Annotated in this window: 23 protein-coding genes and 3 pseudogenes; 20 read left to right on the top strand and 6 right to left on the bottom strand. The window is 61.8% G+C overall.

Features of this window, described 5'->3' with window-relative positions:
- Nucleotides 1-242: 242 nt before the first annotated feature.
- The 6 genes from ssuE (at nucleotide 243) to LQ249_RS29825 (ending at nucleotide 4917) form a co-directional block, all read left to right on the top strand.
- On the top strand, nucleotides 243-836 hold the full coding sequence (gene ssuE / locus LQ249_RS29850) for an NADPH-dependent FMN reductase (protein ID WP_017845090.1): 594 nt from the start codon (nucleotides 243-245) through the stop codon (nucleotides 834-836).
- 93 nt (nucleotides 837-929) lie between these two features.
- On the top strand, nucleotides 930-1898 hold the full coding sequence (locus tag LQ249_RS29845) for a sulfonate ABC transporter substrate-binding protein (RefSeq protein WP_046381711.1): 969 nt from the start codon (nucleotides 930-932) through the stop codon (nucleotides 1896-1898).
- A gap of 25 nt (nucleotides 1899-1923) precedes the next feature.
- Nucleotides 1924-3072 carry an FMNH2-dependent alkanesulfonate monooxygenase gene (gene ssuD, locus LQ249_RS29840; protein ID WP_057003983.1) on the top strand — a complete coding sequence of 383 codons (1149 nt, stop codon included), beginning with the start codon at nucleotides 1924-1926 and terminating at the stop codon, nucleotides 3070-3072.
- A 9-nt stretch (nucleotides 3073-3081) separates the two neighbouring features.
- Complete coding sequence (gene ssuC, locus LQ249_RS29835; RefSeq protein ID WP_046381713.1) at nucleotides 3082-3870, top strand: aliphatic sulfonate ABC transporter permease SsuC; 789 nt, start codon at nucleotides 3082-3084, stop codon at nucleotides 3868-3870.
- Complete coding sequence (gene ssuB / locus LQ249_RS29830; RefSeq protein WP_046381714.1) at nucleotides 3867-4673, top strand: aliphatic sulfonates ABC transporter ATP-binding protein; 807 nt, start codon at nucleotides 3867-3869, stop codon at nucleotides 4671-4673. The genes ssuC and ssuB overlap by 4 nt, the downstream gene beginning before the upstream one ends.
- A 28-nt stretch (nucleotides 4674-4701) precedes the next feature.
- A complete protein-coding gene (locus LQ249_RS29825; RefSeq protein WP_017845085.1) occupies nucleotides 4702-4917 on the top strand; it encodes a TOBE domain-containing protein in 216 nt (71 codons plus the stop codon).
- A gap of 238 nt (nucleotides 4918-5155) precedes the next feature.
- Here LQ249_RS29825 and LQ249_RS29820 read toward each other — a convergent pair whose 3' ends face one another.
- Both LQ249_RS29820 and LQ249_RS29815 read right to left on the bottom strand, forming a co-directional pair.
- Nucleotides 5156-5797 carry a TetR/AcrR family transcriptional regulator gene (locus tag LQ249_RS29820; RefSeq protein WP_079444895.1) on the bottom strand — a complete coding sequence of 214 codons (642 nt, stop codon included), beginning with the start codon at nucleotides 5795-5797 and terminating at the stop codon, nucleotides 5156-5158.
- Nucleotides 5798-6029: 232 nt separating this feature from the next.
- A complete protein-coding gene (locus tag LQ249_RS29815) occupies nucleotides 6030-7406 on the bottom strand; it encodes a glutamine synthetase family protein (protein WP_026139798.1) in 1377 nt (458 codons plus the stop codon).
- A gap of 278 nt (nucleotides 7407-7684) precedes the next feature.
- Here LQ249_RS29815 and LQ249_RS29810 point away from each other — a divergent pair, with 278 nt between their 5' ends.
- The 11 genes and pseudogenes from LQ249_RS29810 to LQ249_RS29760 all read left to right on the top strand — a co-directional run.
- Nucleotides 7685-7957 (top strand): glutamine amidotransferase, encoded by a 273-nt coding sequence (locus LQ249_RS29810; protein WP_128192375.1) that lies wholly within the window; start codon nucleotides 7685-7687, stop codon nucleotides 7955-7957.
- 118 nt (nucleotides 7958-8075) lie between these two features.
- Nucleotides 8076-9434, top strand: a complete 1359-nt coding sequence (locus LQ249_RS29805; protein ID WP_017845082.1) for a glutamine synthetase family protein — start codon at nucleotides 8076-8078, stop codon at nucleotides 9432-9434.
- Nucleotides 9435-9492: 58 nt separating this feature from the next.
- A complete protein-coding gene (locus LQ249_RS29800; protein ID WP_017845081.1) occupies nucleotides 9493-10857 on the top strand; it encodes an aspartate aminotransferase family protein in 1365 nt (454 codons plus the stop codon).
- Nucleotides 10858-11064: 207 nt separating this feature from the next.
- Complete coding sequence (locus tag LQ249_RS29795; protein ID WP_046385153.1) at nucleotides 11065-12159, top strand: polyamine ABC transporter substrate-binding protein; 1095 nt, start codon at nucleotides 11065-11067, stop codon at nucleotides 12157-12159.
- A 239-nt stretch (nucleotides 12160-12398) separates the two neighbouring features.
- The gene (locus tag LQ249_RS29790; protein ID WP_017845079.1) at nucleotides 12399-13493 is read left to right on the top strand and encodes a polyamine ABC transporter substrate-binding protein; all 1095 of its coding nucleotides are present in this window, start codon (nucleotides 12399-12401) and stop codon (nucleotides 13491-13493) included.
- A gap of 66 nt (nucleotides 13494-13559) precedes the next feature.
- A complete protein-coding gene (locus LQ249_RS29785; RefSeq protein WP_017845078.1) occupies nucleotides 13560-14702 on the top strand; it encodes an ABC transporter ATP-binding protein in 1143 nt (380 codons plus the stop codon).
- Nucleotides 14699-15619, top strand: coding sequence for an ABC transporter permease subunit (locus LQ249_RS29780; protein WP_046381716.1), 921 nt, complete (start codon nucleotides 14699-14701; stop codon nucleotides 15617-15619). The genes LQ249_RS29785 and LQ249_RS29780 overlap by 4 nt, the downstream gene beginning before the upstream one ends.
- Nucleotides 15616-16500 carry an ABC transporter permease subunit gene (locus LQ249_RS29775; RefSeq protein ID WP_015886412.1) on the top strand — a complete coding sequence of 295 codons (885 nt, stop codon included), beginning with the start codon at nucleotides 15616-15618 and terminating at the stop codon, nucleotides 16498-16500. The genes LQ249_RS29780 and LQ249_RS29775 overlap by 4 nt, the downstream gene beginning before the upstream one ends.
- 136 nt (nucleotides 16501-16636) lie before the next feature.
- Nucleotides 16637-16765: pseudogene (locus LQ249_RS29770) on the top strand (putrescine ABC transporter permease PotI); the annotation flags it as partial.
- 160 nt (nucleotides 16766-16925) lie between these two features.
- A pseudogene (locus tag LQ249_RS29765) lies at nucleotides 16926-17027 on the top strand (putrescine ABC transporter permease PotI); the annotation flags it as partial.
- Nucleotides 17028-17215: 188 nt separating this feature from the next.
- Nucleotides 17216-17344, top strand: a pseudogene (locus LQ249_RS29760) (putrescine ABC transporter permease PotI); the annotation flags it as partial.
- Between the two features lie 154 nt (nucleotides 17345-17498).
- Here LQ249_RS29760 and LQ249_RS29755 read toward each other — a convergent pair.
- Entirely contained in the window at nucleotides 17499-18140 is a 642-nt protein-coding gene (locus tag LQ249_RS29755) for an HD domain-containing protein (RefSeq protein WP_169881785.1), read from the bottom strand.
- Between the two features lie 250 nt (nucleotides 18141-18390).
- On the opposite strand from LQ249_RS29755, the gene LQ249_RS29750 reads away from it, so the two are divergent.
- On the top strand, nucleotides 18391-19356 hold the full coding sequence (locus LQ249_RS29750) for a GlxA family transcriptional regulator (protein WP_057003979.1): 966 nt from the start codon (nucleotides 18391-18393) through the stop codon (nucleotides 19354-19356).
- Between the two features lie 54 nt (nucleotides 19357-19410).
- Here LQ249_RS29750 and LQ249_RS29745 read toward each other — a convergent pair whose 3' ends face one another.
- Nucleotides 19411-21765, bottom strand: a complete 2355-nt coding sequence (locus LQ249_RS29745; RefSeq protein ID WP_232566083.1) for a penicillin acylase family protein — start codon at nucleotides 21763-21765, stop codon at nucleotides 19411-19413.
- Nucleotides 21766-21796: 31 nt separating this feature from the next.
- Nucleotides 21797-22372: a DUF6436 domain-containing protein gene (locus tag LQ249_RS29740; protein WP_046381720.1), complete on the bottom strand. Its 576-nt coding sequence runs from the start codon at nucleotides 22370-22372 to the stop codon at nucleotides 21797-21799.
- Nucleotides 22373-22483: 111 nt separating this feature from the next.
- Between LQ249_RS29740 and LQ249_RS29735 the strand changes: the two genes are divergently transcribed.
- Nucleotides 22484-23425, top strand: a complete 942-nt coding sequence (locus LQ249_RS29735; protein WP_046381721.1) for an alpha/beta hydrolase — start codon at nucleotides 22484-22486, stop codon at nucleotides 23423-23425.
- A 104-nt stretch (nucleotides 23426-23529) separates the two neighbouring features.
- Here the strand turns inward: LQ249_RS29735 and LQ249_RS29730 are convergent, their stop codons facing one another.
- Complete coding sequence (locus tag LQ249_RS29730) at nucleotides 23530-24282, bottom strand: DUF2059 domain-containing protein (RefSeq protein WP_017845071.1); 753 nt, start codon at nucleotides 24280-24282, stop codon at nucleotides 23530-23532.
- A 131-nt stretch (nucleotides 24283-24413) separates the two neighbouring features.
- Here LQ249_RS29730 and LQ249_RS29725 point away from each other — a divergent pair, with 131 nt between their 5' ends.
- Complete coding sequence (locus tag LQ249_RS29725) at nucleotides 24414-25046, top strand: 2OG-Fe(II) oxygenase (RefSeq protein ID WP_057003976.1); 633 nt, start codon at nucleotides 24414-24416, stop codon at nucleotides 25044-25046.
- The last annotated feature ends 1 nt before the right edge of the window (nucleotide 25047 follow it).

Raw genomic sequence — 25047 nt, 5'->3', positions numbered from 1 at the left:
CGGTTTTCGCGAGCAGGCTCGCTCCTACAGATAGACGCTGTGTACTCACATGGCAGGGGTTTTGAGGCCGTTTCGACGGCCTTTTTTTTCGCCTGGCGATTGATGGATGGTTTATTCTTTTAAGGAATAAACAAATGAAAAAATAAGATTTATGGATATATAAATCTGCTGATATGGTCTGTTCCATCTTGGCGCCATCGCCACACAGCGAACCGCCGACACTTGCTAAAGGAATTTCCTACATGCTGGTCGTAACACTTGGAGGCAGTCCCAGTCAGCGTTCCCGCTCCGGGGTCTTGCTGGATAAAACCCGTCAGTGGCTGCAACAGCAGGGCGTGGAAGTGGTGAGTTATCAGATACGGGACTTCCCGGCCGAAGACTTGCTGCATGCGCGCTTCGACAGCCCCAAAGTCATCGACTTGTTGCAACAAGTGGCCAATGCCGACGGCCTGGTGATCGCCACGCCGGTGTACAAGGCCTCGTTCTCGGGCGCGCTGAAAACCGTGCTCGACCTGCTGCCCGAACGCGCCCTGGCCCACAAGGTGGTATTGCCCATCGCCACCGGCGGCAGCATCGCCCACATGCTGGCGGTGGACTACGCATTGAAGCCGGTGCTGTCGGCGCTCAAAGCCCAGGAATTGCTCCACGGGATCTTTGCCGAAGACAGCCAGATCGCTTACGGCGAAGGCAGTGCCCAGGCGCAACTGGTGCCGGTCCTCGAACAACGCTTGAGCGAGGCTCTGGAAACTTTCTACGCCGCCATGGCCCGTCGCCCGAAACCGCTGGACCCGCATGTGTTGAATGAACGTTTGTTGAGTGCTCGCTGGAGCATTTAAGCCTTACCGATTCACGAAGTACTCACCTTACTCAGCCGCCAACGGCCAAGCAGGTGCAGCCAACCCCCCAATCGCATTTTTGGAGAGAGCGCCATGCTCACTGTCATCTTGCGTCGTGGTCTGGTCGCACTGTTTGCTGCGGCTGTGTCCTTCGGCGCCATTGTTCAAGCCCACGCTGCCGAAACCCTGCGGATCGGCTATCAGAAATACGGCACCCTGGTGCTGCTCAAGGCCAAGGGCACCCTGGAAAAGCGCCTGGCCGCCGACGGTGTGCAGGTGCAGTGGACCGAGTTCCCGGGCGGCCCGCAATTGCTCGAAGGCCTGAATGTCGGCTCGATCGACTTCGGTGTCACTGGCGAAACCCCGCCGGTATTCGCCCAGGCCGCCGGTGCCGATCTGCTCTACGTGGCCTACGAACCGCCGGCGCCGACCAGTGAAGCGATCCTGGTGCCGAAAGACTCGCCGATCAAATCGGTGGCCGAGCTCAAGGGCAAGAAAGTCGTGCTCAACAAGGGCTCCAACGTTCACTACCTGCTGGTGCGGGCCCTGGAAGATGCCGGCCTGAAATACACCGATGTGCAGACCGTGTTCCTGCCGCCCGCCGATGCGCGTGCCGCGTTCGAGCGTGGCAGCGTAGACGCCTGGGTCATCTGGGACCCGTACCAGGCCGCCGCCGAGAAACAACTGCAAGCCCGCACCTTGCGTGACGGCAGCGGGATTGCCGACAACCACCAGTTCTACCTGGCCACCAGGCCCTACGCCGAAAAACACCCCGAAGTGATCAAGGCGCTGGTGGAAGAAGTGCGCGCGGTGGGCGAGTGGTCCAAGGCCAACCCGCAGCAAGTCACCGAACAGGTCGCGCCGCTGCTCGGCCTGCCGGCTGACATCACCCTGACCTCGGTGAAACGCCAGGGCTATGGCGCGCTGTTCCTGACCCCGGCGGTGGTCGCCGCGCAGCAGAAGATTGCCGACAGCTTCTACCAACTCAAATTGATCCCCAAACCCTTGAGCATCAAGGACGTGATCTGGACGCCACCTGCCGCCGTGGCCAACGCGCCGTAATCCGACTTCTTCAGGAGACAACTCCATGAGCCTCACTATTTTCTGGTTCCTGCCTACCCACGGCGACGGTCATTACCTTGGCACCGCCGAAGGCGCTCGCGCCGTCGACCACGGTTATCTGCAGCAAGTGGCCCAGGCGGCCGACCGCCTTGGCTTCGGCGGGGTGCTGATCCCCACCGGGCGTTCCTGCGAAGACTCGTGGCTGGTGGCCGCTTCGCTGATCCCGGTGACCCAGCGTCTGAAGTTCCTGGTCGCGCTGCGCCCCGGGATCATTTCGCCGACGGTGGCCGCACGTCAGGCCGCGACCCTCGATCGCCTGTCCGGCGGCCGTGCGCTGTTCAACCTGGTGACCGGCGGTGACCCGGAAGAATTGGCCGGCGACGGTCTGTTCCTCAGTCACGAAGAACGCTACCAGGCCTCGGTGGAGTTCACCCGCATCTGGCGTCGCGTGCTGGAAGGCGAAACCGTGGATTACGACGGCGAACACATCAGCGTCAAAGGCGCCAAACTGCTTTACCCGCCGATCCAGCAACCGCGTCCGCCGCTGTACTTCGGCGGCTCTTCCGAAGCCGCGCAGGACCTGGCGGCCGAACAGGTGGACATGGTGCTGACCTGGGGCGAGCCACCGGCCGCGGTTGCGGAAAAAATCGAACAGGTGCGGGCCAAGGCCGCGAAACTCGGGCGCACGGTGCGCTTCGGTATTCGTCTGCATGTGATCGTGCGCGAAACCAACGATGAAGCCTGGAAAGCCGCCGACAAACTGATCTCGCACCTGGACGACGACACCATCGCCCGCGCCCAGGCCTCGCTGGCGCGCTTTGATTCGGTCGGCCAGCAGCGCATGGCGGCCTTGCATGGCGGCAGCCGCGACAACCTCGAAGTCAGCCCCAACCTGTGGGCCGGCGTCGGCCTGGTGCGCGGCGGGGCCGGCACCGCGCTGGTGGGCGATGGCCCGACGGTTGCGGCGCGGGTCAAGGAATACGCGGCGCTGGGCATCGACACCTTTATCTTCTCCGGTTATCCACACCTGGAAGAATCGTATCGCGTCGCCGAGTTGCTGTTCCCGCACCTGGATATCGAACGCCCCGAGTTGCCGAAAAGTGCCGGCTACGTGAGCCCGTTCGGCGAGATGGTCGCCAACGACATCCTTCCCAAAGCGGCGTCGCAGAGCTGAGGTGGCGCCATGAATGTGGAAAAACTGAGCCATCGCGTGGCGCCTTGGGTGCTGCCGGTGTTGCTGTTGGCGGTGTGGCAGTTGTCGGTGTCGGCGGGTTGGTTGTCGACGCGGATTCTGCCGGCGCCGAGCGCGGTGATCGAGGCCGGGGTCAACCTGGTACGCAGCGGTGAAATCTGGACGCACCTGGCCATCAGCGGCTGGCGCGCGGGCCTGGGTTTTGTGATCGGTGGCAGCATCGGTCTGGCCCTGGGCTTTATCACCGGCCTGTCGACGTGGGGCGAGCGCCTGCTGGACAGCTCGGTGCAGATGATCCGCAACGTGCCGCACCTGGCGTTGATCCCGCTGGTGATCCTGTGGTTCGGCATTGACGAGACTGCGAAGATTTTCCTGGTCGCCCTCGGCACGCTGTTCCCGATCTACCTCAACACCTACCACGGCATCCGCAACGTCGACCCGGCACTGGTGGAAATGGCCCGCAGCTACGGCTTGTCTGGCTTCAGCCTGTTCCGCCAGGTGATCCTGCCGGGCGCGCTGCCGTCGATCCTGGTGGGCGTGCGTTTTGCCCTGGGCTTCATGTGGCTGACGCTGATCGTGGCGGAAACCATTTCGGCCAGTTCCGGTATCGGTTACCTGGCGATGAACGCCCGTGAATTCCTGCAAACCGACGTGGTGGTGCTGGCCATCGTCATGTACGCGATTCTCGGCAAGCTGGCCGACCTCGCAGCGCGCGGCCTGGAGCGTGTGTGGCTGCGCTGGCATCCGGCTTATCAAGTGAATAAAGGAGGTGCGGCATGACCGCTCAACAACCTCCGCGCCTGCTGAAGGGGATTCCCCTGGCGGTGCGCAAATTGCGCAAGGCCTTTGGCGCGCGGGAAGTGCTCAAGGGCATCGACCTGCATATTCCGGCGGGCCAGTTCGTTGCCGTGGTCGGCCGCAGTGGCTGCGGTAAAAGTACCTTGCTGCGCCTGCTCGCCGGCCTCGACAAGGCCAGCAGCGGTGAGCTGCTGGCCGGCTCCGCGCCGCTTGGCGCGGCGATCGAAGACACGCGGTTGATGTTCCAGGAAGCGCGTCTGCTGCCGTGGAAAAAGATCATCGACAACGTCGGCCTCGGCCTCAAGGGCAACTGGCGTCCCAAGGCGCTGGAAGCGCTCGAAGCGGTCGGCCTGGCCGAGCGTGCGAATGAGTGGCCGGCGGCCTTGTCCGGTGGCCAGAAGCAGCGTGTGGCCCTGGCGCGTGCGTTGATTCATCAGCCGCGTCTGTTGTTGCTCGATGAGCCGTTGGGCGCGCTGGATGCGTTGACCCGCATCGAGATGCAGCAACTGATCGAAAGCCTCTGGCAGAAGCATGGTTTCACCGTGTTGCTGGTAACCCACGACGTCAGCGAAGCCGTGGCCATTGCCGACCGGGTGATCCTGATCGAAGACGGCGAAATCGGCCTCGACCTGATTGTCGACCTGCCGCGTCCACGCGCCCGAGGCTCGCATCGCCTGGCTGCGCTCGAAGCGCAGGTGCTCAACCGTGTGCTGTCGCTGCCCGGCACCCCGCCGGAACCCGAACCCGTTTCACCGTTGCCCACGCAATTGCGGTGGGCGCAATAACTCACTTGTCCCATGAAGGAAAAACGACATGACTATCAAAGCCATCAACGTGCGTAACCAGTTCAAAGGCACCGTCAAGGAAATCGTCGAAGGCGACGTGCTCTCGGAAATCGACGTGCAGACCGCGTCCGGGATCGTGACGTCGGTGATCACCACCCGTTCGGTCAAGGAGTTGGAGCTGGTGATCGGCAGCGAGGTGATTGCCTTCGTCAAATCCACCGAGGTGTCGATCGCCAAGTTGTGATCACTTGAGGGCGCTATCGGGAGCAAGCTCCCTCCCACATTCGAACCGGTTTCTTCAGGAAAACTCGGTCACATGTGGAAGCAAGCTCCCTCCCACATTCGAACCGGTTTCTTCAGGAAAACTCGATCACATGTGGGAGCAAGCTCCCTCCCACATTCGAACCGGTTTCTTCAGGAAAACTCGGTCACATGTGGGAGGGAGCTTGCTCCCGATGAGGCCCTGCCAGACAACACATCCATCAGACAGTGACGCCCCGCTTGGGCAAATACGCCGGCAGATAAAGCCCCACATATGCATCGAACACGCGCATGCCTTCCTCAGCCATGCGCGGCGTGATCAGCCCATGCTGATGCACCGAACGCGCATACACGCGATCACTCAATTCCAGCGCCAGCGCGAACACGTCCACATCGGTGGGCAGGGTCGGCACTTCGAAATGCCGGTTGAACACGGCCAGCATCAAGTCACCCAACTCCAGATCGTGCTGGCGGTCGGCCTGATTCACTTCGGTCAGCCCGTGCTGGGTCAGGATCAGCTGGCGGGCGGCGGCGTCGTTGCTGTAGATGGTGAGCATGCGCTGTTCGACGATGTAAGACAGGTCGCGCCAATACTTGAGTGAATCATGCGCGATGGGCGCCTGGATTGCGGCGCGGAATGCCGCATGGACGTCAGCGGTCAACGCTTCCAGCAGCGCCGGCACGCTGGCGAAAAAGTGGTACACCGACGACGGCGGAATCTGTGCGCGCTCGGCCACGCTGTAGATCGACAAACCGGCCACGCCTTCGGACGCCAGCAACGTGCGGGCGGCGTCGAGGATCGCGTCGATCCGGGCCTGGCTGCGGGCGCGGGGTTTGCGAGGGGCGGCGGGGCGGGTGGTCATGGAAGTCTCCTACAAGGCAGCGGGCATTGTATGAGCAGGAGCCGGTGTTGTCTGCCAGGCCGCCATCGGGAGCAAGCTCCCTCTCACACTCGAACCGGTTTCTTCAGGAAAACTCGTTCAAATGTGGGAGGGAGCTTGCTCCCGATGGCGGCCAACTCGGTCTACCAAAAGCAACCCATAAAAAAACGCCACAGACCAAAGGCCTGCGACGTTTTTTCAGTGCAACCAGCGCTTACACGGTATGCAGGTACCAGTTGTACTCAAGGTCGGAGATGGAGTGTTCGAACTCTTCCAGCTCACTTTCCTTACAGGCGACGAAGATATCGATGTATTTAGGATCGATGTACTTGGCCATCACCTCGCTGTCGTCCAACTCGCGCAGGGCATCGCGCAGGTTGTTCGGCAGGCTTTGTTCGTTCTGCTCGTAGCTGTTGCCTTCCACTGGCGCGCCCGGTTCGATCTTGTTGGTCAGGCCGTGGTGTACGCCCGCCAGGACCGAAGCCATCAGCAGGTAGGGGTTGGCATCGGCACCGGCCACGCGGTGTTCGATACGCACGGAGTCGGCCGCGCCGGTCGGCACGCGGATCGCCACGGTGCGGTTGTCCAGGCCCCAGCACGGCGAGTTCGGCACGTAGAACTGTGCGCCGAAACGACGGTAGGAGTTGACGTTGGGGCACAGGAACGCCATTTGGGCGGGTAGGGTCTCCAGCACACCGCCGATCGCGTGACGCAATGCGGCGTTCTGCTCGGGATCCTCGCTGGCAAAGATGTTCTTGCCGTCCTTGTCCAGGATCGAAATGTGTACGTGCAAACCGTTGCCTGCCTGGCCTGGGTAAGGCTTGGCCATGAAGGTGGTGTCCATCTCATGGTCGTAGGCGATGTTCTTGATCAGGCGCTTGAGCAGTACCGCGTAGTCGCAGGCCTTGATCGGGTCGGCCACGTGGTGCAGGTTCACTTCGAACTGCGCCGGGGCACTTTCCTTGACGATGGCATCAGCCGGGATGCCTTGCTCTTTGGCACCTTCCAGGATGTCCTGGAGGCAGTCGACATATTCGTCGAGGTCGTCGATCAGGTAGACCTGTGTCGAGTGCGGGCGTTTGCCGGAGATCGGCGAGCGGGGCGGTTGTGGGCGGCCGTTCACGTTCTCCTGGTCGATCAGGTAGAACTCAAGCTCGAAGGCAGCGCAGATAGTCAGACCGAGGTCGTCGAATTTGCTTACAACCTGACGCAGTACTTCGCGCGGATCGGCGAAGAAAGGTTCACCTTCAATTTCGTGCATGGTCATCAGCAGTTGCGCGGTCGGGCGCTTTTGCCAAGGTTCATTGCACAGGGTGTCGGGGATTGGATAACAGATTCGGTCAGCATCACCGATGTCCAGGCCCAGGCCGGTGCTTTCCACCGTTGAGCCGTTGATATCCAGGGCAAATAAAGAGGCAGGCAAGTTAATGCCTTTCTCGTAAACCTTGTGGAGGCTGGTGCGTTCGATGCGCTTACCGCGCACCACACCATTCATATCCGCAATTAGAAGGTCTACGTACAGAACCTCAGGATGATCCTTAAGGAACGCGTTCGCTTCGTTAAGCTGAACGGCACGCGGGGGTACCGACATGATGCAACACCTTTGTTGTTAAAAATATCAATCATTGATCTTTTCAGGTTTCAGTCAACCCGAACGGCATGCCGAAGTCAAGCGAGGCCTTTTTTGCCCCAAAAAAGCGCCATGAGGGCTTTTTTGGGGCTTTTTGGGGCGGTTTTGCTCGGTTGCCCGGCTTGGGACTAGCAGGCTTGAGCGGGCCGTGTTGTATTTTTTACGGGGGTGTTGTGTAAAAAAATGAACAAGGCTAAGCTCGATTCAAACCCATAACAGCAATAATACCGGGGTGCTTCATGTCTGGCCTGCCGTTAATCGGCATCACCACCTGCGCGAAACAGGTCGGTCTGCATGCTTTTCAGATCCGTGTCGAATGTTGCGAACGCGCATTCCCATTGATGATTCCATCCCCGATAAGCCCCTTCGATCCGGCCATTATTCTTGACGGCCAGGACGCTGTTCGCGTGCCCCGTTCATTTTCTTGTACTCGCCCTTTTCATGACGCCGGTCCTGCCTTTTTTGCGGTTGCCGCTCATTATCCTGCACGGGAGGCAAGCCTTTTGCTTTAGGAGTGCAACGGCACCCCAAATGGCGGTTAAGCTCCCACTCTGATGAACCAGCGACGCCGATGCGTCAACCGACGCCTGACCTTTAATGAACGTCAGGAAACCCAGCCCAGAGGCATTTATGAGTAACAACCTCGACCAGCTCACCGATTGGTTGAAAGACCACAAGATCACAGAAGTCGAATGCATGATTGGCGACCTCACCGGTATCACCCGGGGCAAGATCTCGCCGACCAACAAGTTCATCGCCGAGAAAGGCATGCGCCTGCCCGAGAGCGTTCTGTTGCAGACCGTGACCGGCGACTATGTCGAAGACGACATCTATTACGAATTGCTCGACCCGGCCGACATCGACATGATCTGCCGCCCCGACCAGAACGCGGTGTTCCTGGTGCCGTGGGCCATCGAGCCTACCGCCCAGGTGATCCACGACACCTACGACAAGCAAGGCAACCCGATCGAGCTGTCGCCGCGCAACGTGCTCAAGAAAGTCCTCAAGCTCTACGCCGACAAAGGCTGGCAGCCGATCGTGGCGCCGGAGATGGAGTTCTACCTGACCAAGCGCTGCGAAGACCCGGACTTCCCGCTGCAACCGCCGATCGGCCGTTCCGGGCGCCCGGAAACCGGTCGGCAGTCGTTCTCTATAGAAGCGGCCAACGAATTCGACCCGCTGTTCGAGGACGTCTACGACTGGTGCGAACTGCAGGAGCTGGACCTCGACACCCTGATCCACGAGGACGGCACGGCGCAGATGGAAATCAACTTCCGTCACGGCGACGCGCTGTCCCTGGCCGACCAGATCCTGGTGTTCAAGCGCACCATGCGTGAAGCCGCGCTCAAGCACGACGTGGCCGCCACCTTCATGGCCAAGCCGATGACCGGCGAGCCCGGCAGCGCGATGCACCTGCACCAGAGCATCATCGACATCGCCACCGGCAAGAACGTCTTCTCCAATGAAGACGGGACCATGAGCCAACTGTTCCTCAACCACATTGGCGGCCTGCAGAAATTCATCCCCGAATTGCTGCCGCTGTTTGCCCCCAACGTGAACTCGTTCCGCCGCTTCCTGCCGGACACTTCGGCGCCGGTGAACGTGGAGTGGGGCGAAGAGAACCGCACCGTCGGCCTGCGCGTACCGGATGCCGGCCCGCAGAACCGTCGCGTGGAAAACCGCCTGCCGGGCGCAGACGCCAACCCGTACCTGGCGATCGCCGCCAGCCTGTTGTGCGGCTACATCGGCATGGTCGAAGGGCACAACCCAAGCGCGCCGGTCGTCGGCCGTGGTTACGAGCGGCGCAACCTGCGCCTGCCGTTGACCATCGAAGACGCCCTGGAACGTATGGAAAACAGCAAGACCATCGAGAAATACCTGGGTCACAAATTCATCACTGGCTACGTCGCGGTCAAGCGGGCCGAGCATGAAAACTTCAAGCGCGTGATCAGTTCGTGGGAGCGGGAGTTCCTGCTCTTCGCCGTCTGATGCGCCGGGCGCGCCCGTTGAACGGCGCGCCCTCCACTGAAAAGTCTAGGAGATTGGTATGTCCAGCAACAACCCGCAAACCCGTGAATGGCAAGCCTTGAGCAGTGATCACCACCTGGCGCCGTTCAGCGACTTCAAGCAGTTGAAAGAGAAAGGCCCACGGATCATTACTAAAGCCCACGGCGTTTACTTGTGGGACAGCGAAGGCAACAAGATCCTCGACGGCATGGCCGGCCTGTGGTGCGTGGCGATCGGTTACGGTCGCGATGAACTGGCTGACGCCGCCGCCAAGCAGATGAAAGAACTGCCGTACTACAACCTGTTCTTCCAGACCGCCCACCCGCCGGTACTGGAACTGGCCAAGGCGATCTCCGACGTTGCACCGGCCGGCATGAACCACGTGTTCTTCACCGGTTCCGGCTCCGAAGGCAACGACACCATGTTGCGCATGGTCCGCCACTATTGGGCGATCAAGGGCCAGCCGAACAAGAAAATCATCATCAGCCGCAAGAATGGCTACCACGGCTCCACCGTGGCCGGCGCCAGCCTCGGCGGCATGACTTATATGCATGAGCAGGGCGATCTGCCGATCCCGGGCATCGTCCACATCGCCCAGCCGTACTGGTTTGGCGAAGGCGGCGACATGAGCCCCGAAGAGTTCGGTGTGTGGGCCGCCAACCAGCTGGAGGCGAAGATTCTGGAACTGGGCGTGGACAACGTCGGCGCCTTCATTGCCGAGCCGATCCAGGGCGCCGGTGGCGTGATCGTGCCGCCGGACAGCTACTGGCCGCGCATCAAGGAAATCCTCGCCAAGTACGACATCCTGTTCGTCGCCGACGAGGTGATCTGCGGTTTCGGCCGTACCGGCGAGTGGTTCGGCAGCGATTTCTACGACCTCAAGCCGGACATGATGACCATCGCCAAGGGCCTGACCTCGGGCTACATCCCGATGGGTGGCCTGATCGTGCGCGACGAGGTGGTGGCGGTGCTGAATGAAGGCGGCGATTTCAACCACGGCTTCACCTACTCCGGTCACCCGGTGGCCGCGGCGGTCGCTCTGGAAAACATCCGCATCATGCGCGATGAACAAATTATTAAGCGTGTGCATGATGAAACGGCACCGTATTTGCAGAAACGTCTGAGGGAGCTGGCTGATCATCCGTTGGTGGGTGAAGTGCGTGGTGTCGGCATGCTCGGTGCGATTGAACTGGTTCAGGACAAAGCGACGCGCAAGCGTTACGAAGGCCGCGGTGTTGGCATGATCTGCCGAACCTTCTGCTTCGAGAATGGCCTGATCATGCGCGCCGTGGGTGACACCATGATCATTTCGCCGCCGCTGGTGATCAGCAAGACCGAAATCGACGAGCTGGTGACCAAGGCTCGTCATTGCCTGGACCTGACTTTGGCGGCATTGCAGGGCTAAGTGCTAGGCTCAGAACGCAGTGACTCTCGGGTGCTGCGTTCGGGCAGTTATAAAAGTGGGGGGTTAGTTGAAAGCCGGCCCCCTAAGTTGCCAGACTGTTGTCCTGTTTTGCTGCCCTTCGACGGGCTGCCGAACAGCTGTGTATCGATGAAGCATGCTGCGGCCCAAAAAAGAAAATTGGAGCATCACCAAATGAAGGCATTAGGTTTGAAGAACGCTGGCAAGACCCTCCTCGCGTTGTCCCTGATGGGCGCAATGGCGGGCGCGGCCCAGGCAGACGATAAAGTGCTGCACGTCTATAACTGGTCCGACTACATTGCTCCGGACACCATCGCCAACTTTGAAAAAGAGTCGGGCATCAAAGTGGTGTACGACGTATTCGACAGCAACGAGACCCTTGAAGCCAAGTTGCTGGCAGGCAAGTCCGGTTACGACATCGTCGTACCGTCGAACAACTTCCTCGCCAAGCAGATCAAGGCCGGCGTCTACCAGGAGCTGGACAAGTCCAAGCTGTCCAACTACGAAAACCTGAACACGTCGCTGCTCAAGGCCGTGTCGGTCAGCGACCCGGACAACAAGCACGCTTTCCCGTACATGTGGGGTTCGATCGGCATCGGTTACAACCCGGAGAAGGTCAAGGCCGCGCTGGGCGTCGACAAGATCGATTCGTGGGACATCCTGCTCAAGCCGGAAAACATCGCCAAGCTCAAGAGCTGCGGTGTGAGCTTCCTCGATTCGCCAACCGAAATGCTGCCGATCGCGCTGCATTACCTGGGCCTGCCGACCGACAGCCAGAAGAAAGCCGACCTCAAGCAAGCTGAAGACCTGTTCCTGAAGATCCGTCCTTCGATCGGCTACTTCCACTCGTCCAAGTACATCTCCGACCTGGCCAACGGCAACATCTGCGTAGCCGTGGGTTACTCGGGTGACATCCAGCAGGCCAAATCCCGCGCGGCTGAAGCCGGTGGCAAGGTCAAAGTGGCGTATGACATTCCGAAGGAAGGCGCCGGCAGTTTCTATGACATGGTCGCCATCCCTAAAGATGCCGAAAACGTCGAAGCGGCCTACAAGTTCATGAACTACCTGCTCGAGCCGAAAGTCATGGCTGCGATCACCAACAGCGTGCGTTTCCCGAACGGTAACGAGAAAGCCACCGCATTGGTCGACAAAGACATCACCAGCGACCCAGGCATCTACCCGCCAGCGGACGTGCAAGCCAAGCTGTATGCCATTGCCGACTTGCCGGCGGCGACTCAGCGTGAAATGACCCGTAGCTGGACCAAAATCAAATCGGGCAAATAAGCGAGGAAACCTGTAGGAGCGAGCTTGCTCGCGAAAATCCTCAACGATAACGCAGCGCCTCTGGTCGCCCGCGTTGCCTGTGAGTTCTTCGCGAGCAAGCTCGCTCCTACAAAGAGCGGCAGCCGTACAGTAATTAAATGACAGAAAGTTTTGCCGGATCGGTTTATCGAGGGTAAGTTGCGCGCCGGTTTTGTTGCCGGGCAACAACTTTGGGCCCAACTATTTAAGAGGACCTCCACTTGCCATTTTCTTTATTTCGCCAAGCCTTGCTGGTAGGTGCAGGTATCACGCTGGCTGTCAGCGTGCAGGCCGCATCGACTGTGCATGTTTATAACTGGTCGGACTACATCGGCCCCGACACCCTGGCCAACTTTGAAAAGGCCTCCGGTATCAAGCCTGTGTATGACGTGTTTGATTCCAACGAAACCCTGGAAGGCAAGTTGCTGGCCGGACGTACCGGTTACGACGTGGTGGTGCCGTCCAATCACTTCCTCGGCAAACAGATCAAGGCCGGGGCGTTCCAGAAGCTCGACAAGTCGTTGCTGACTCACTACGCCAACCTCGACCCGGCGCTGCTCAAGCGCCTGGAAAAGAACGACCCGGGCAACCAATACGCCGTGCCGTACCTGTGGGGCACCAACGGCATCGGTTACAACGTCGATAAAGTCAAAGAAGTGCTGGGCGTCGACAAGATCGACTCCTGGGCCGTGCTGTTCGAGCCGGAAAACATGAAAAAGCTCGCGACGTGCGGCGTGTCCTTCATGGACTCGGCAGATGAAATGCTGCCGGCGGTGCTCAACTACATGGGCCTGAACCCCAACAGCGAGAACCCCGAAGACTACAAGAAGGCCGAAGCGAAACTGCTGAAAGTGCGGCCTTATGTGACCTACTTCCATTCTTCCAAATACATCTCCGACCTGGCCAACGGCAACATCTGCGTGGCGGCCGGGTTCTCCGGCGATGTGTTCCAGGCCAAGGCCCGCGCAGCCGAGGCGGGCAAGGGCGTGAACATCGCCTACGCGATTCCGAAAGAAGGCGGCAACCTGTGGTTTGACGTGCTGGCGATCCCCAAGGACGCGACCAACGTTAAAGAAGCCCACGCCTTCATCAACTATTTACTGCAACCTGAGGTTATCGCTCAGGTCAGTGATTACGTCGGTTATGCCAACCCTAACCCAGGGGCGGACGCACTGATGGAGCAATCGATACGCACCGACGAAGCGGTTTACCCACCGCAGGCGGTTCTCGACCGGACATTTGTCAACTTCGAGCTACCCCCGAAAGTGCAGCGTTTAATGACCCGTAGCTGGACCAAGGTCAAGACGGGCAAGTAAGGCTCAAACTATCCTGGGTTCGCCCGCGTCGGGCGAACTGCACTCTTTTTTTTGGGAGTTTCGTAAATGGCAGTTGCCTCCGGCGCCTATAAGAAAGCCCTCGAGGGCGACCAGACACCGAAAAAGGTGCTGGTCAAAATCGACCGGGTCACGAAGAAGTTCGACGAGACGATTGCCGTGGACGATGTGTCCCTGGAAATCAAGAAAGGCGAGATCTTCGCCTTGCTCGGCGGTTCGGGTTCGGGCAAATCCACCTTGTTGCGCATGCTCGCAGGTTTCGAGCGCCCAACCGAGGGTCGCATCTACCTCGACGGTGTGGACATCACCGACATGCCGCCCTACGAGCGGCCGATCAACATGATGTTCCAGTCCTACGCGCTGTTCCCGCACATGACCGTGGCGCAGAACATCGCGTTTGGCCTGCAACAGGACAAGATCCCCAAGGCCGAAGTCGACGCCCGCGTGGCCGAGATGCTCAAGCTGGTGCAGATGAGCCAGTACGCCAAGCGCAAGCCGCACCAGTTGTCCGGTGGCCAGCGCCAGCGTGTGGCCCTGGCCCGTTCCCTGGCCAAGCGCCCGAAACTGCTGCTGCTCGATGAGCCGATGGGGGCGCTGGACAAGAAACTGCGTTCGCAGATGCAGCTGGAACTGGTGGAAATCATCGAGCGCGTCGGCGTGACCTGCGTGATGGTGACCCACGACCAGGAAGAGGCCATGACCATGGCCGAGCGCATCGCGATCATGCACCTGGGCTGGATCGCGCAGATCGGCAGCCCGGTCGACATCTACGAGACGCCGACCAGCCGCCTAGTGTGCGAGTTCATCGGCAACGTCAACATCTTCGACACCCAGGTGGTCGACGACGCTGAAGGCCACGCAGTGCTCAAGTGCCCGGACCTGGACCGCGACATCTACGTTGGCTACGGCATCGCCACTTCGGTGGAAGACAAGTCGGTGACCTACGCCATCCGCCCGGAAAAACTGCTGGTCACCACTCAAATGCCGACCTGCGAGCACAACTGGTCCAGCGGCAAGGTCCACGACATCGCCTACCTCGGCGGCCACTCGGTGTTCTACGTCGAGTTGCCGAGCGGCAAGCTCGTGCAATCCTTCGTCGCCAACGCCGAACGCCGTGGCCAGCGCCCAACCTGGGGTGATCAGGTGTACGTGTGGTGGGAAGACGACAGCGGCGTGGTACTTCGCTCATGAACATGAAAAAATTCAAGCGCCAGCTGCAACGAATAACCCCCGGTGGCCGGCATGTGGTCATCGGGATCCCTTTCCTCTGGCTGTTCCTGTTCTTCATGCTGCCGTTCTTCATCGTCCTGAAGATCAGCTTTGCCGAAGCCGACGTGGCGATCCCGCCTTACACCGAGATCTACACCTTCGTTGAGCAGAAGCTGCAACTGGTGCTGAACCTGGCCAACTACGCGATGCTCGGCGACGATGAGTTGTACATCGCCGCGTACCTGGGCTCGCTGAAGATGGCGTTCTTCAGCACCCTGCTGTGCCTGGTGATCGGCTACCCGATGGCCTATGCGATTGCCAGTGCGCGCAAAGAGATGCAGACCGTCCTCGTGCTGCTGATCATGATGCCGACCTGGACCGCGATCCTGATCCGCGTGTACGCGTGGATGGGCATCCTCAGCAACAACGGCTTGCTCAACAGCTTCCTGATGTCCATCGGGCTGATCAACGAGCCGCTGCAGATCCTCAACACCAACATCGCGGTGTATATCGGCGTGGTCTATTCGTACCTGCCGTTCATGATCCTGCCGCTGTACGCCAACCTGGTGAAACATGACCAGAGCCTGCTGGAAGCTGCCTCGGACCTGGGTTCGAGCACCTTCAACAGCTTCTGGAAGATCACCGTGCCGCTGTCCAAGAACGGCATCATCGCCGGTTGCATGCTGGTCTTCATCCCGGTGGTGGGCGAGTTCGTGATCCCGGAACTGCTCGGCGGCCCGGAAACCCTGATGATCGGTAAAGTGTTGTGGCAAGAATTCTTCAACAACCGTGACTGGCCGGTGGCTTCTGCCCTGGCGGTGGTGATGCTGGCGATCCTGATCGTGCCGATCATCCTGTTCAACCGCAGCCAAGCCAAAGAGATGGAGGGCAAGATATGAAGCGCGTCAGTTTCTCAAGCTTCATGCTGGTGGCGGGGTTGTTGTTCATCTACCTGCCGATGCTGATCCTGGTGATCTACTCGTTCAACGAATCCAAGCTGGTGACGGTGTGGGGCGGTTGGTCGATCAAGTGGTACGTGGGCCTGCTGGACAACACCCAGTTGATGGGCTCGGTGGCGCGTTCCCTGGAAATCGCCTGCTACACGGCCGTCGCGGCCGTGGCGCTGGGTACATTGGCGGCGTTCGTGCTGACGCGCATCAGCCAGTTCAAGGGCCGCACGCTGTTCGGCGGCCTGGTGACCGCGCCGTTGGTCATGCCCGAGGTGATCACCGGTCTGTCGCTGTTGCTGCTGTTCGTGGCGATGGCGCAGATGATCGGCTGGCCCCAGGAACGTGGCATCGTCACCATCTGGATCGCCCACACCACGTTCTGCGCGGCGTATGTGGCGGTGGTGGTGTCGGCGCGCTTGCGTGAGCTGGACCTGTCGATCGAAGAAGCGGCGATGGACCTGGGCGCGCGGCCGTGGAAGGTGTTCTTCCTGATCACCATCCCGATGATCGCGCCGTCGTTGGCGGCGGGTGGGATGATGTCCTTCGCGCTGTCCCTCGATGACCTGGTACTCGCCAGCTTCGTGTCGGGCCCGGGTTCGACCACCTTGCCGATGGAAGTCTTCTCGGCGGTGCGCCTGGGGGTCAAACCGGAGATCAACGCGGTGGCCAGCCTGATTCTGCTGGCGGTGTCGTTGGTGACTTTCCTGGTGTGGTTCTTCAGCCGACGTGCCGAAGAGATGCGCAAGAAGGCGATCCAACAAGCGATCGAAGAAGCGGCCGCCGATGGCTGGCAGCAGCCGGACAAGCGTCGGGCGCCTGCGCCGGTCTAACGGCCGACACGGTGCAAATGTGGGAGGGGGCTTGCCCCCGATAGCAGAGTGTCAGTCACTGAAGCTGTGACTGATCCACCGCCATCGGGGGCAAGCCCCCTCCCACATTTTGACCGCGTTCCAGGTTGATCAGGCCGTCCACATTTGGATCACCCACACCACGTTCTGCGCGGCGTATGTGGCGGTGGTGGTGTCGGCGCGCTTGCGCGAGCTGGACCTGTCGATCGAAGAAGCGGCCGCCGATGGCTGGCAGCAGCCGGACAAGCGTCGGGCGCCTGCGCCGGTCTAATGGCCGACACGGTGCAAATGTGGGAGGGGGCTTGCCCCCGATAGCAGAGTGTCAGTCACTGAAGCTGTGACTGATCCACCGCCATCGGGGGCAAGCCCCCTCCTACATTTTGACCGCGTTCCAGGTTGATCAGGCCGTCCACATCTGGATCACCCACACCACGTTCTGCGCGGCGTATGTGGCGGTGGTGGTGTCGGCGCGCTTGCGCGAGCTGGACCTGTCGATCGAAGAAGCGGCCAGCCGATGGCTGGCAGCAGCCGGACAAGCGTCGGGCGCCTGCGCCGGTCTAACGGCCGACACGGTGCAAATGTGGGAGGGGGCTTGCCCCCGATAGCAGAGTGTCAGTCACTGAAGCTGTGACTGATCCACCGCCATCGGGGGCAAGCCCCCTCCCACATTTTGACCGCATTCCAGGTTGATCAGGCCGTCCACATCTGGATCACCCACACCACGTTCTGCGCGGCGTATGTGGCGGTGGTGGTGTCGGCGCGCTTGCGCGAGCTGGACCTGTCGATCGAAGAAGCGGCCGCCGATGGCTGGCAGCAGCCGGACAAGCGTCGGGCGCCTGCGCCGGTCTAATGGCCGACACGGTGCAAATGTGGGAAGGGGGCTTGCCCCCGATAGCAGAGTGTCAGTCACTGAAGCTGTGACTGATCCACCGCCATCGGGGGCAAGCCCCCTCCCACATTTTGACCGCGTTCCAGGTTGATCAGGCCGTCCACGGCGACTGGCGAATCACCTCGACAAAGTTCATCGGCTTGAACCCCGGCTCCTGATCCACCAGCACATCGGTCTTCACGTTGCCGAACGTGGTCTGCGGGCGATGGCGCAAGCCGTCGGCGAACGCGCAGATGATGCATTCCTTGAACCCTTCACCGCGTGGATGTGCATGCACCACGGCTTCGCGCTGCACGGGGGTAAATGCGGCGTAGTCCATGCCCAGCACGTCCATCTCGACGCCGGCGGTGACCAGCGCCACGGTCGGCCGCAGATGCTGTGGCACGCCCGGCGTGGTGTGCAGTGCGATGGACAGCCACACCTGTTCGATGTCGTCATCGCTCAGCCCATGCGGCTTGAGGAAGTCCGCCGCCGCGTTGGCACCGTCGACTTCGAAACGCTGGTCGTCGCTGCGATGGCCTTCGACCAGGCCGAGGTCATGGAACATCGCGCCGACGTAGAGCAGCTCCGGGTTATAGGTCAGTTGCTTGCGCTCACCGCTCAACGCACCGAACAGAAACACCCGGCGCGAGTGGTGGTAGAGCAGGTCGGATTCGATATCGCGGATGTAGTCGGTGGTGGCCCTGGCCAGGGCGCTGTCCGGGATCTTGATGCCGGCGATGCTGGTGCTCATGGTCGTTCTCCGCAAGAAAGCGCCGGGGTGGCGCCGAGGCAGCCAGTCTGGTCGCGCGCCGGGGAAGGGGCTATCGCAGCGAGGGTGCGATGTCGGCCAATGTGCTGCTACATCGTGCCAAGTGAAAGTCGGCTAGGGTGTAGCTGGCGATATCGCCCTTGAAGCCTGCGAAAATCCAAAGGTGGAAGGGCGTTTGCCCCCTCCCACAAGGGTTCTGTGTTTATCCGGTTAGGTAAAGGTGTGCCTGTTCATGAGCAAGACCGTCGGCATTCTGATTTTCCCCGGCGTCCAGTCACTGGACGTGACCGGCCCGCTGGATGTGTTCTGCGAAGCGAACCGTTTCCTGTCGCCCGACGATCAGTACCAGTTGGACGTGATCGGCCTGGACCACGGCAATATGGCCTGTTCCAACGGCCTGTCGTTGCAGGCCCATCGGCATTACCGCGAAGCGTTGCAAGCCTATGACCTGCTTCTGGTCGCCGGCGGGCCGCAGTTGCCTTTCGAGGATTTCGGCGCGCACTTCGATGATTGGCTGCGCGGGGCCGCGGCGCGGGCGCAGCGCTTCGGTTCGATTTGCAACGGCGCTTTCATACTGGCCCGCGCCGGCCTGCTCGACGGGAAAACCGTCACCACCCATTGGGGCGATGCCGCCGACCTGGCGCGGTTGTGCCCCAGCGCCCGGGTCGAGGCCGACCGTCTCTATATGCAGGACGGCAACCTCTACACCTCGGCCGGGGTCACGGCGGGGATCGACCTGTCGCTGTACCTGCTGGCCCAGGACCACGGGCCGGAAGTGGCGTTGAGCGTGGCCAAGCGCTTGGTGGTGTTCACCCAGCGTGCGGGCGGGCAGTCGCAGTTCAGCCCGTTCCTCACGCCCCACGCCGAAACCACCTCGGCGGTGGCGCTGGTGCAGGTGTATGTGCTGGCGAACCTGACCGGCGACCTGACCATCGCGGACCTGGCCAACGCGGCCAATATGAGTGCGCGCAACTTCTCCCGGGTGTTCGCCCGTGAAGCGCGGATCACCCCGGCGGAGTTCGTCGAGCGGGCGCGGGTGGATGCGGCGCGGGTGATGCTCGAAAGCAGCCGCGCACCGCTCAAGACCGTGGCCTATCAATGCGGGTTTCGCGATGCCCAGCACATGCGCAGCGTGTTCAACCGCCGACTGGGGGTGACGCCGCAACAGTTCCGGCTCAACTTCGCCGCGCCGGTGTAGGGGCAACACCGCAGATACAAGCCCCCTCCCACATTTTGACCGCGTTCCAGGCGGTCAGCGGGCTGGCAGCAGCTTCAGCGTACCGCGCGTATTGGCCGTGATTTCCTCGTCGCTGAAATGCGCCTGCTCATAGCCGCCCTCGATATACGTTTCCGCCTGGTCCCCATAGTGCTTGTCGAACGGCACACCGCTTTGCCCCACCGGGTTGATGGTCAGCGCGTGGGGCACGTCGGCGAAGTCGATCAGGCGCCGGGTCGACGGGCCGTAGGTCACCGGCCATGGTGCCGGGCCGATATTGGCTGACTGGTTGTTCGGCACTTCGTGGCTGCCCGGGGCGGGGAAGGGGCCGACGTTGACGAGCCGGTCCAGCGGTTTCTGCGAGCCCAGCGGGTGGCCGTGGGTCAGCGTATGGGCCTTGCCCCACTGCCATTGGCCCGGGTCATCGCCGAAGGTCGCCTTGAGGTGCGCGAGGCTGTTGTCCCAGGCGAGCTTGACGGTGTCGGCACGCTTGCCGTTCCACCAGGGCGAATCCGGGCTCGCGGCCAGGCGGGGCAACGCCGCATCGATCACCCGCGTGCTGAGCAGGGTCTTGAACATGGCGTCGCCGAGTTTCGGGTGGAAGGCCGCGTCAGCCAGGTTGAACAGGAACTGGTTGAACAGCGTGGCGCTGGTGGAGTCCAGCGGATAATCGCCTTTCCAGGCCGCCAGTTGCTCCACCAGTTGCAACTGCGCCGGGTCCTTGATCACCTCGCGCAGCACCGGCAACAGCGGTGCCAGCAAGCGCGGGCCGAAGGCGGTGGTGGTGCCCAGTTGCAGGGCCTGGCTGTTGTTCACGTCCCACTTCACGCGCTTGTCGCTCAACTGCGCGTTCAACTGCTGGCCACGGTCGGCCAGGTTGTAATAGCCGGGGATCTCCATGCCGCTGGGCGACACCGGCTGCGCATTGGCCGACACCACATAGCCACGCGCCGGGTTTTCTTCCTGGGGGTTGGCGCTGAACGGGTAGAAGCCCAGCTTGTCGGCCTGGGCCGTGCTGCCGTCGAGGATAAACCCGGGGTTGACGCCGGCCGGGCGGATCGGCAACTGCGCCGCCGCCCACCAGCCGATATCGCCCTGGGCATTCGCCCACACAATGTTCAGCCCCGGCGCCGACACCTTGGCCGCCGCGGCACGGGCCTTGGCCAGGGTGTCGGCGCGGTTGAGCTGGTAGAACCCTTCGAGGATCGGGTTCTGGGTGTCGAGGAACGCCCACCACATCGCGATCGGCGTCTTGCCGGCGTTCTCGCCGAGCACGTCATTGATGATCGGGCCGTGGGGCGATTGGCGCAGGGTCAAGGTGACCGGTGCCTGGCCCTTGACCGCGATCTGTTGCTCGCTGCGGGTCATGTCGACCCATTGGCCGTGGTACCAGACCTGGTTGGCGTTGTCCGGATTGACCTGCTCGGCGATCAGGTCGAGGTCGTCGTTCTGGAACATGGTCAGGCTCCAGCCGAAATCCAGGTTGTGCCCCAGGAACGCCACCGGCACCAGCGCGTTGTGATAGCCGTACAACTCAAAGCCCGGCGCCGACAGCTGCGCCTCGTACCACACCGACGGCACCGAGAAGCGGATATGCGGGTCACCCGCCAGCAACGGCTTGCCGCTCTGGGTGCGGCTGCCGCTGATCGCCCAGGCGTTGCTGCCTTCGAACTGCGGCAAGCCGTTGTCGGCCAGGGCCTGTTCACTCAGGGCCGCGATGGCGCCGAGGTTTTGCCAGTCGCTGGCGGCCAGGTTGAGCGCGCCCTTGGGTTGCCAGGCGAGGTCGAACACGTTCAGGTAATCGCTGCCCAACTGGTCGCGTACATAGGTCAGCAATGGTTCGGTACGAAACGCCGCAGCAAAGCTGTAGGCCATATACCCGGCGACGCTGATGGTGTCCTCGGCGGTAAACGGCCGCTTGGGGATGCCCAGCACATCGAACTCCATCGGGCTGGCGTGGTTGTCCTGATACTGGTTGATCCCGTCCAGATAGGCTTGCAGGGCCTTCCAGTGCGCCGACTCGTGGTCCAACTGCGCCACATAAGTGGCGGAGCGCTCGCGAATGCGCAGGCTGCGGAACAGTTTGTCGGTGTCCAGCAGCTTGGAGCCGAGCACTTCGGCCAATTCGCCGCGCGCCAGGCGTCGCATGATTTCCATCTGGAACAGCCGGTCCTGGGCATGCACGTAGCCCAGGGCGCGGTACAGGTCGGTCTCGTTCTCGGCGCGGATATGCGGCACGCCACGCTCGTCGTAGCGCACCGTGACCGAGCCTTGCAGGTTCGCCAGCGTCACGGCGCCCTGGCGGGTGGGTTGCTTGCTGTAGACGTACCAGCCGGCACCGACGGCGATCAGCGCCAGCAGCACCGCGAGAACCTGCAAGAGGCGCTTCATGAACATTCCTTACCAAGAGTGGGGCGACGGGCTACGAACCGGTTGGCCACGAACAATAGCAGCCCACCGCCAGGGTGTGAGTGGCATTCACTGCGCGGCCTGCTGCAAGGGCCTTGAGGATCGGCTCGATGAAACTGTTGCTGGCGTTGCACGTCAGCCCTTCGCTGTAGGGCCCGAAATACGCGAGCTTGCCGCTGCGGTCCCAGATCGCCACGGCCGGGGTCGCGGGTATCTGATCGGCGCCGGGCAGGCTGCTGAGGATTTTCATCTGGCGCAGGTTGTCGGGCAACTGGCCGTGGCTGCCGGGTTTCTGCAGGGCGTAGAACTCGACGCCCTGGGGCGCGTAGTGCTCGATCAATTCGCCGAGGTGCTGCTGGTTGCCGACGTTGCACGGGCAGGCCGGGTCCCAGAAATGCACAAGGCGGATCGGGCCGGGGCCGGCGAGGTCGTCGGGCAGGCGCAGCGCGTCGCCGGAAAACACCGCCGTGTGTTCGCTGAAGGCACGCAGGTAGCGGCCTTGGAACCAGTCATACGCCGCCCATAACACGCCGGCGCAGAGGATCAGCAGCAGGCTGGCGAACAGGGTGGTGCGGTAGGGCTGTCGCATTCAGATCAATCCTCGAAGGACGCGTAGCTTGCCATGCTTGCCCCGACAGATGAATATCGCAGCTCGATATTCCTCTGCGCAGCGCGTGAAGCCCCAAGTCTGGAACCTCTTATGCCCGTCACCTTTGACCCCGATCACCTGCGCGACAGCTTGCGGCCCCTGGTGGATGCGCAGCCGCTCAGCGCCGAGGCGCGGGTCTATCAGCGCTTCTATGGGCTGGACCTGCGCGCGCGCCAGGTGCCGGCGGTGAGCCGCCTTGGCCGGTTCGAGGTCGATGGGTTCGCGGTGGTCGCCCAGGTGTGGTGGCCGCCGGTGCCGGTGGCGACGATGTTCATGTTCCACGGGTTCTACGACCATATGGGGCTGTACCGCCACGTCGTCGACTGGGCGCTGGACCAGGGTTTCGTGGTGATCGCCTGCGACCTGCCGGGCCATGGCTTGTCCAGCGGCGCGCGGGCCAGTATCGATGATTTTGCGGTGTACCAGGACGTGGTGCAGGCGCTGTTCGCCCAGGCCGAAGCGCTGCACCTGCCACGGCCCTGGCATCTGTTCGGGCAAAGCACCGGCGGCGCGGTGGTGGTGGATCACTTGCTCAACCATGGCGCCGACAGCCCGGCCCAGGGTAAGACTTTTCTGCTTTCACCCTTGGTGCGTCCGCGTGGGTGGGGCTGGTCGCAGGTCAGCTATTACCTGCTGCGGCCGTTCGTCAAAGGCATCGCCCGACGGTTCAGCGAAAACACCAATGACCCGGCCTTCAAGCCGTTCCTCGAAGCCGACCCCTTGCAGCCGCGCCAATTGCCGACCGCCTGGGTCGGGGCACTGGCGCGCTGGATCAGGCAAATCGAAGCCGCACCGCGCAGCCCGCGGCGGCCGCTGATTGTGCAGGGCGAAGAGGATATGACGGTGGATTGGCAGCACAACCTGCAGGTGCTGCGGGGCAAGTTCGATCAGCCGGAGGTGTTGATGCTCAAGCGTGGCCGGCATCATCTGGCCAATGAGATCCCGGAGATTCGCCAGGAATACTTCAAGTACCTCACCGACCACCTGAAATAACACGGACCAAATGTGGGAGGGGGCTTGCCCCCGATAGCAGGGTGTCAGTCAGCACATCTGATACTGACCCACCGCTATCGGGGGCAAGCCCCCTCCCACATTTCCTACTGCGCCAGGCTTGAGGTGCTTTGACCGACCGCCAAGCCTGCGCGGACCGCTGCCAACGCCGCCTGGTAATACGCCTTCCCCTGCGGCGACTCGGCAAACGTAGCGAATTCTTCCAGTTCCGGGTCGGACAAATCCCGATAGACGTACAGCAACGTGTTGTTCAGGTCATTGCCGATCTGTTGCATCAGCCGTTCGCGTTGTCCATCCAGCATGCCCTGGGCCTGGCCGCCGCCCAACAGGCCGGGGATCATCTGGCTCAAGCTGTCGGCCGCCACGCCGGCGATCGCCAGGCTGACTTCGGCGCCGGCTTCGCGGGCGGGCAGGGCCTGGGCCAGGTGGCCGATGATCAGGCTGCGGGTGGCGTCGGCTTCGATGTGCGGCAGGCCTTGGGCATTTTTTGCCAGCTGGTCGCGGCGGGTGGCCAGCAGTTCGGCAGCGACAATCTTGCGCCCCAGCGGCGACTGGAAAAACGCCAGGGCCGGTGCCGGGTCCGCCAGGTGCTTGCGCAGTTGGGCTTCGGCGCGCCGGTCCACGGCCTGGGCGGCGAAGCGCTTGTTGCTGTTGTCGACCAGCGCCTGGTACACCGCTGGCGGCAGGCTGTTGCGGTAGCGTTGCTGGGCGGCACTGAGGGCGTCATTGAAATGCGCGCGTTGTTCGGCCCAGCCGGCGACCTTGTACAACTGGTCATGGCCGTCTGCCCAAGCGGGCAAAACGCAGAACATCAGCAAGGAAAAAAACAAACGACGCATATGGACTCCTGTCAGTCGGCCACTATTGTCCGTGTCGGGCGTAGGATTTGTCGAGAAGTCCTATCAGTCACCTGACTAAAGTGCGTTCAGACGCTCAGCGGCTCTGTCGGATTCACAGGCGTATGGATACTATGCGCGCCATGCAAATATCCCACGATCACCCATTGCTGCAACGCATTGTCGACGACCTGGCCGAAAAGGGCTGGTCGCAGCAAAACGGCTTCCTGCCCCAGGCTCTGACCCTGGAACTGGCGGCTGAGTGCCGTAAACGTGCGGCTGAAGGTGAGCTGGCCCCGGCGGCGGTCGGGCGCGGGCCGGCCCAGGAGATTCGCGAGGGTATTCGTGGCGACCATATCCAGTGGCTGGAGGAGGGCGACGCCGTCGTCTGCGACCGCTATATGACGGTGATGGACAGCCTGCGCCTGGCGATAAACCGCAGCTTGTTCCTCGGCCTGGAAGATTTCGAAAGCCATTTCGCGATGTACCCGCCGGGGGCGTTTTACCTCAGGCACCTGGACCGGTTTCGCGACGACGACCGGCGCACGGTCTCGGCGGTGATCTACTTGAACGACGAGTGGCTGCCGGAACACGGCGGCCAGTTGCGCATGTACCTCAAGGACGGCGTCGAACTCGACGTGGTGCCCAGCGGAGGTTGCCTGGTGGTGTTCCTGTCCGGCGAAGTGCCCCACGAAGTGCTGCCTGCTACCCGCGAGCGCCTGTCGCTGACCGGCTGGTTTCGTCGGCGCGGTAACGAGCCGTTTTAAG

The sequence above is a fragment of the Pseudomonas sp. 7-41 genome, from assembly GCF_021233075.1.
Lineage (GTDB): Bacteria > Pseudomonadota > Gammaproteobacteria > Pseudomonadales > Pseudomonadaceae > Aquipseudomonas > Aquipseudomonas veronii.
The sequence above is the reverse complement of the archived record's forward strand: the minus strand, read 5'-3'. Positions and strand labels throughout refer to the sequence as shown.

Coding starts and splice junctions, on each gene's coding strand:
- LQ249_RS29745 (WP_232566083.1), bottom strand. CDS start 21,765: ATGAAGCGCCTCTTGCAGGTTCTCGCGGTGCTGCTGGCGCTGATCGCC.
- ssuE (WP_017845090.1), top strand. CDS start 243: ATGCTGGTCGTAACACTTGGAGGCAGTCCCAGTCAGCGTTCCCGCTCC.
- LQ249_RS29800 (WP_017845081.1), top strand. CDS start 9,493: ATGTCCAGCAACAACCCGCAAACCCGTGAATGGCAAGCCTTGAGCAGT.
- ssuB (WP_046381714.1), top strand. CDS start 3,867: ATGACCGCTCAACAACCTCCGCGCCTGCTGAAGGGGATTCCCCTGGCG.
- LQ249_RS29820 (WP_079444895.1), bottom strand. CDS start 5,797: ATGACCACCCGCCCCGCCGCCCCTCGCAAACCCCGCGCCCGCAGCCAG.
- LQ249_RS29735 (WP_046381721.1), top strand. CDS start 22,484: ATGCCCGTCACCTTTGACCCCGATCACCTGCGCGACAGCTTGCGGCCC.
- LQ249_RS29740 (WP_046381720.1), bottom strand. CDS start 22,372: ATGCGACAGCCCTACCGCACCACCCTGTTCGCCAGCCTGCTGCTGATC.
- LQ249_RS29810 (WP_128192375.1), top strand. CDS start 7,685: ATGTCTGGCCTGCCGTTAATCGGCATCACCACCTGCGCGAAACAGGTC.
- LQ249_RS29815 (WP_026139798.1), bottom strand. CDS start 7,406: ATGTCGGTACCCCCGCGTGCCGTTCAGCTTAACGAAGCGAACGCGTTC.
- LQ249_RS29845 (WP_046381711.1), top strand. CDS start 930: ATGCTCACTGTCATCTTGCGTCGTGGTCTGGTCGCACTGTTTGCTGCG.
- ssuD (WP_057003983.1), top strand. CDS start 1,924: ATGAGCCTCACTATTTTCTGGTTCCTGCCTACCCACGGCGACGGTCAT.
- LQ249_RS29755 (WP_169881785.1), bottom strand. CDS start 18,140: ATGAGCACCAGCATCGCCGGCATCAAGATCCCGGACAGCGCCCTGGCC.
- LQ249_RS29730 (WP_017845071.1), bottom strand. CDS start 24,282: ATGCGTCGTTTGTTTTTTTCCTTGCTGATGTTCTGCGTTTTGCCCGCT.
- LQ249_RS29725 (WP_057003976.1), top strand. CDS start 24,414: ATGCGCGCCATGCAAATATCCCACGATCACCCATTGCTGCAACGCATT.
- LQ249_RS29805 (WP_017845082.1), top strand. CDS start 8,076: ATGAGTAACAACCTCGACCAGCTCACCGATTGGTTGAAAGACCACAAG.
- ssuC (WP_046381713.1), top strand. CDS start 3,082: ATGAATGTGGAAAAACTGAGCCATCGCGTGGCGCCTTGGGTGCTGCCG.
- LQ249_RS29825 (WP_017845085.1), top strand. CDS start 4,702: ATGACTATCAAAGCCATCAACGTGCGTAACCAGTTCAAAGGCACCGTC.
- LQ249_RS29785 (WP_017845078.1), top strand. CDS start 13,560: ATGGCAGTTGCCTCCGGCGCCTATAAGAAAGCCCTCGAGGGCGACCAG.
- LQ249_RS29750 (WP_057003979.1), top strand. CDS start 18,391: ATGAGCAAGACCGTCGGCATTCTGATTTTCCCCGGCGTCCAGTCACTG.
- LQ249_RS29780 (WP_046381716.1), top strand. CDS start 14,699: ATGAACATGAAAAAATTCAAGCGCCAGCTGCAACGAATAACCCCCGGT.
- LQ249_RS29775 (WP_015886412.1), top strand. CDS start 15,616: ATGAAGCGCGTCAGTTTCTCAAGCTTCATGCTGGTGGCGGGGTTGTTG.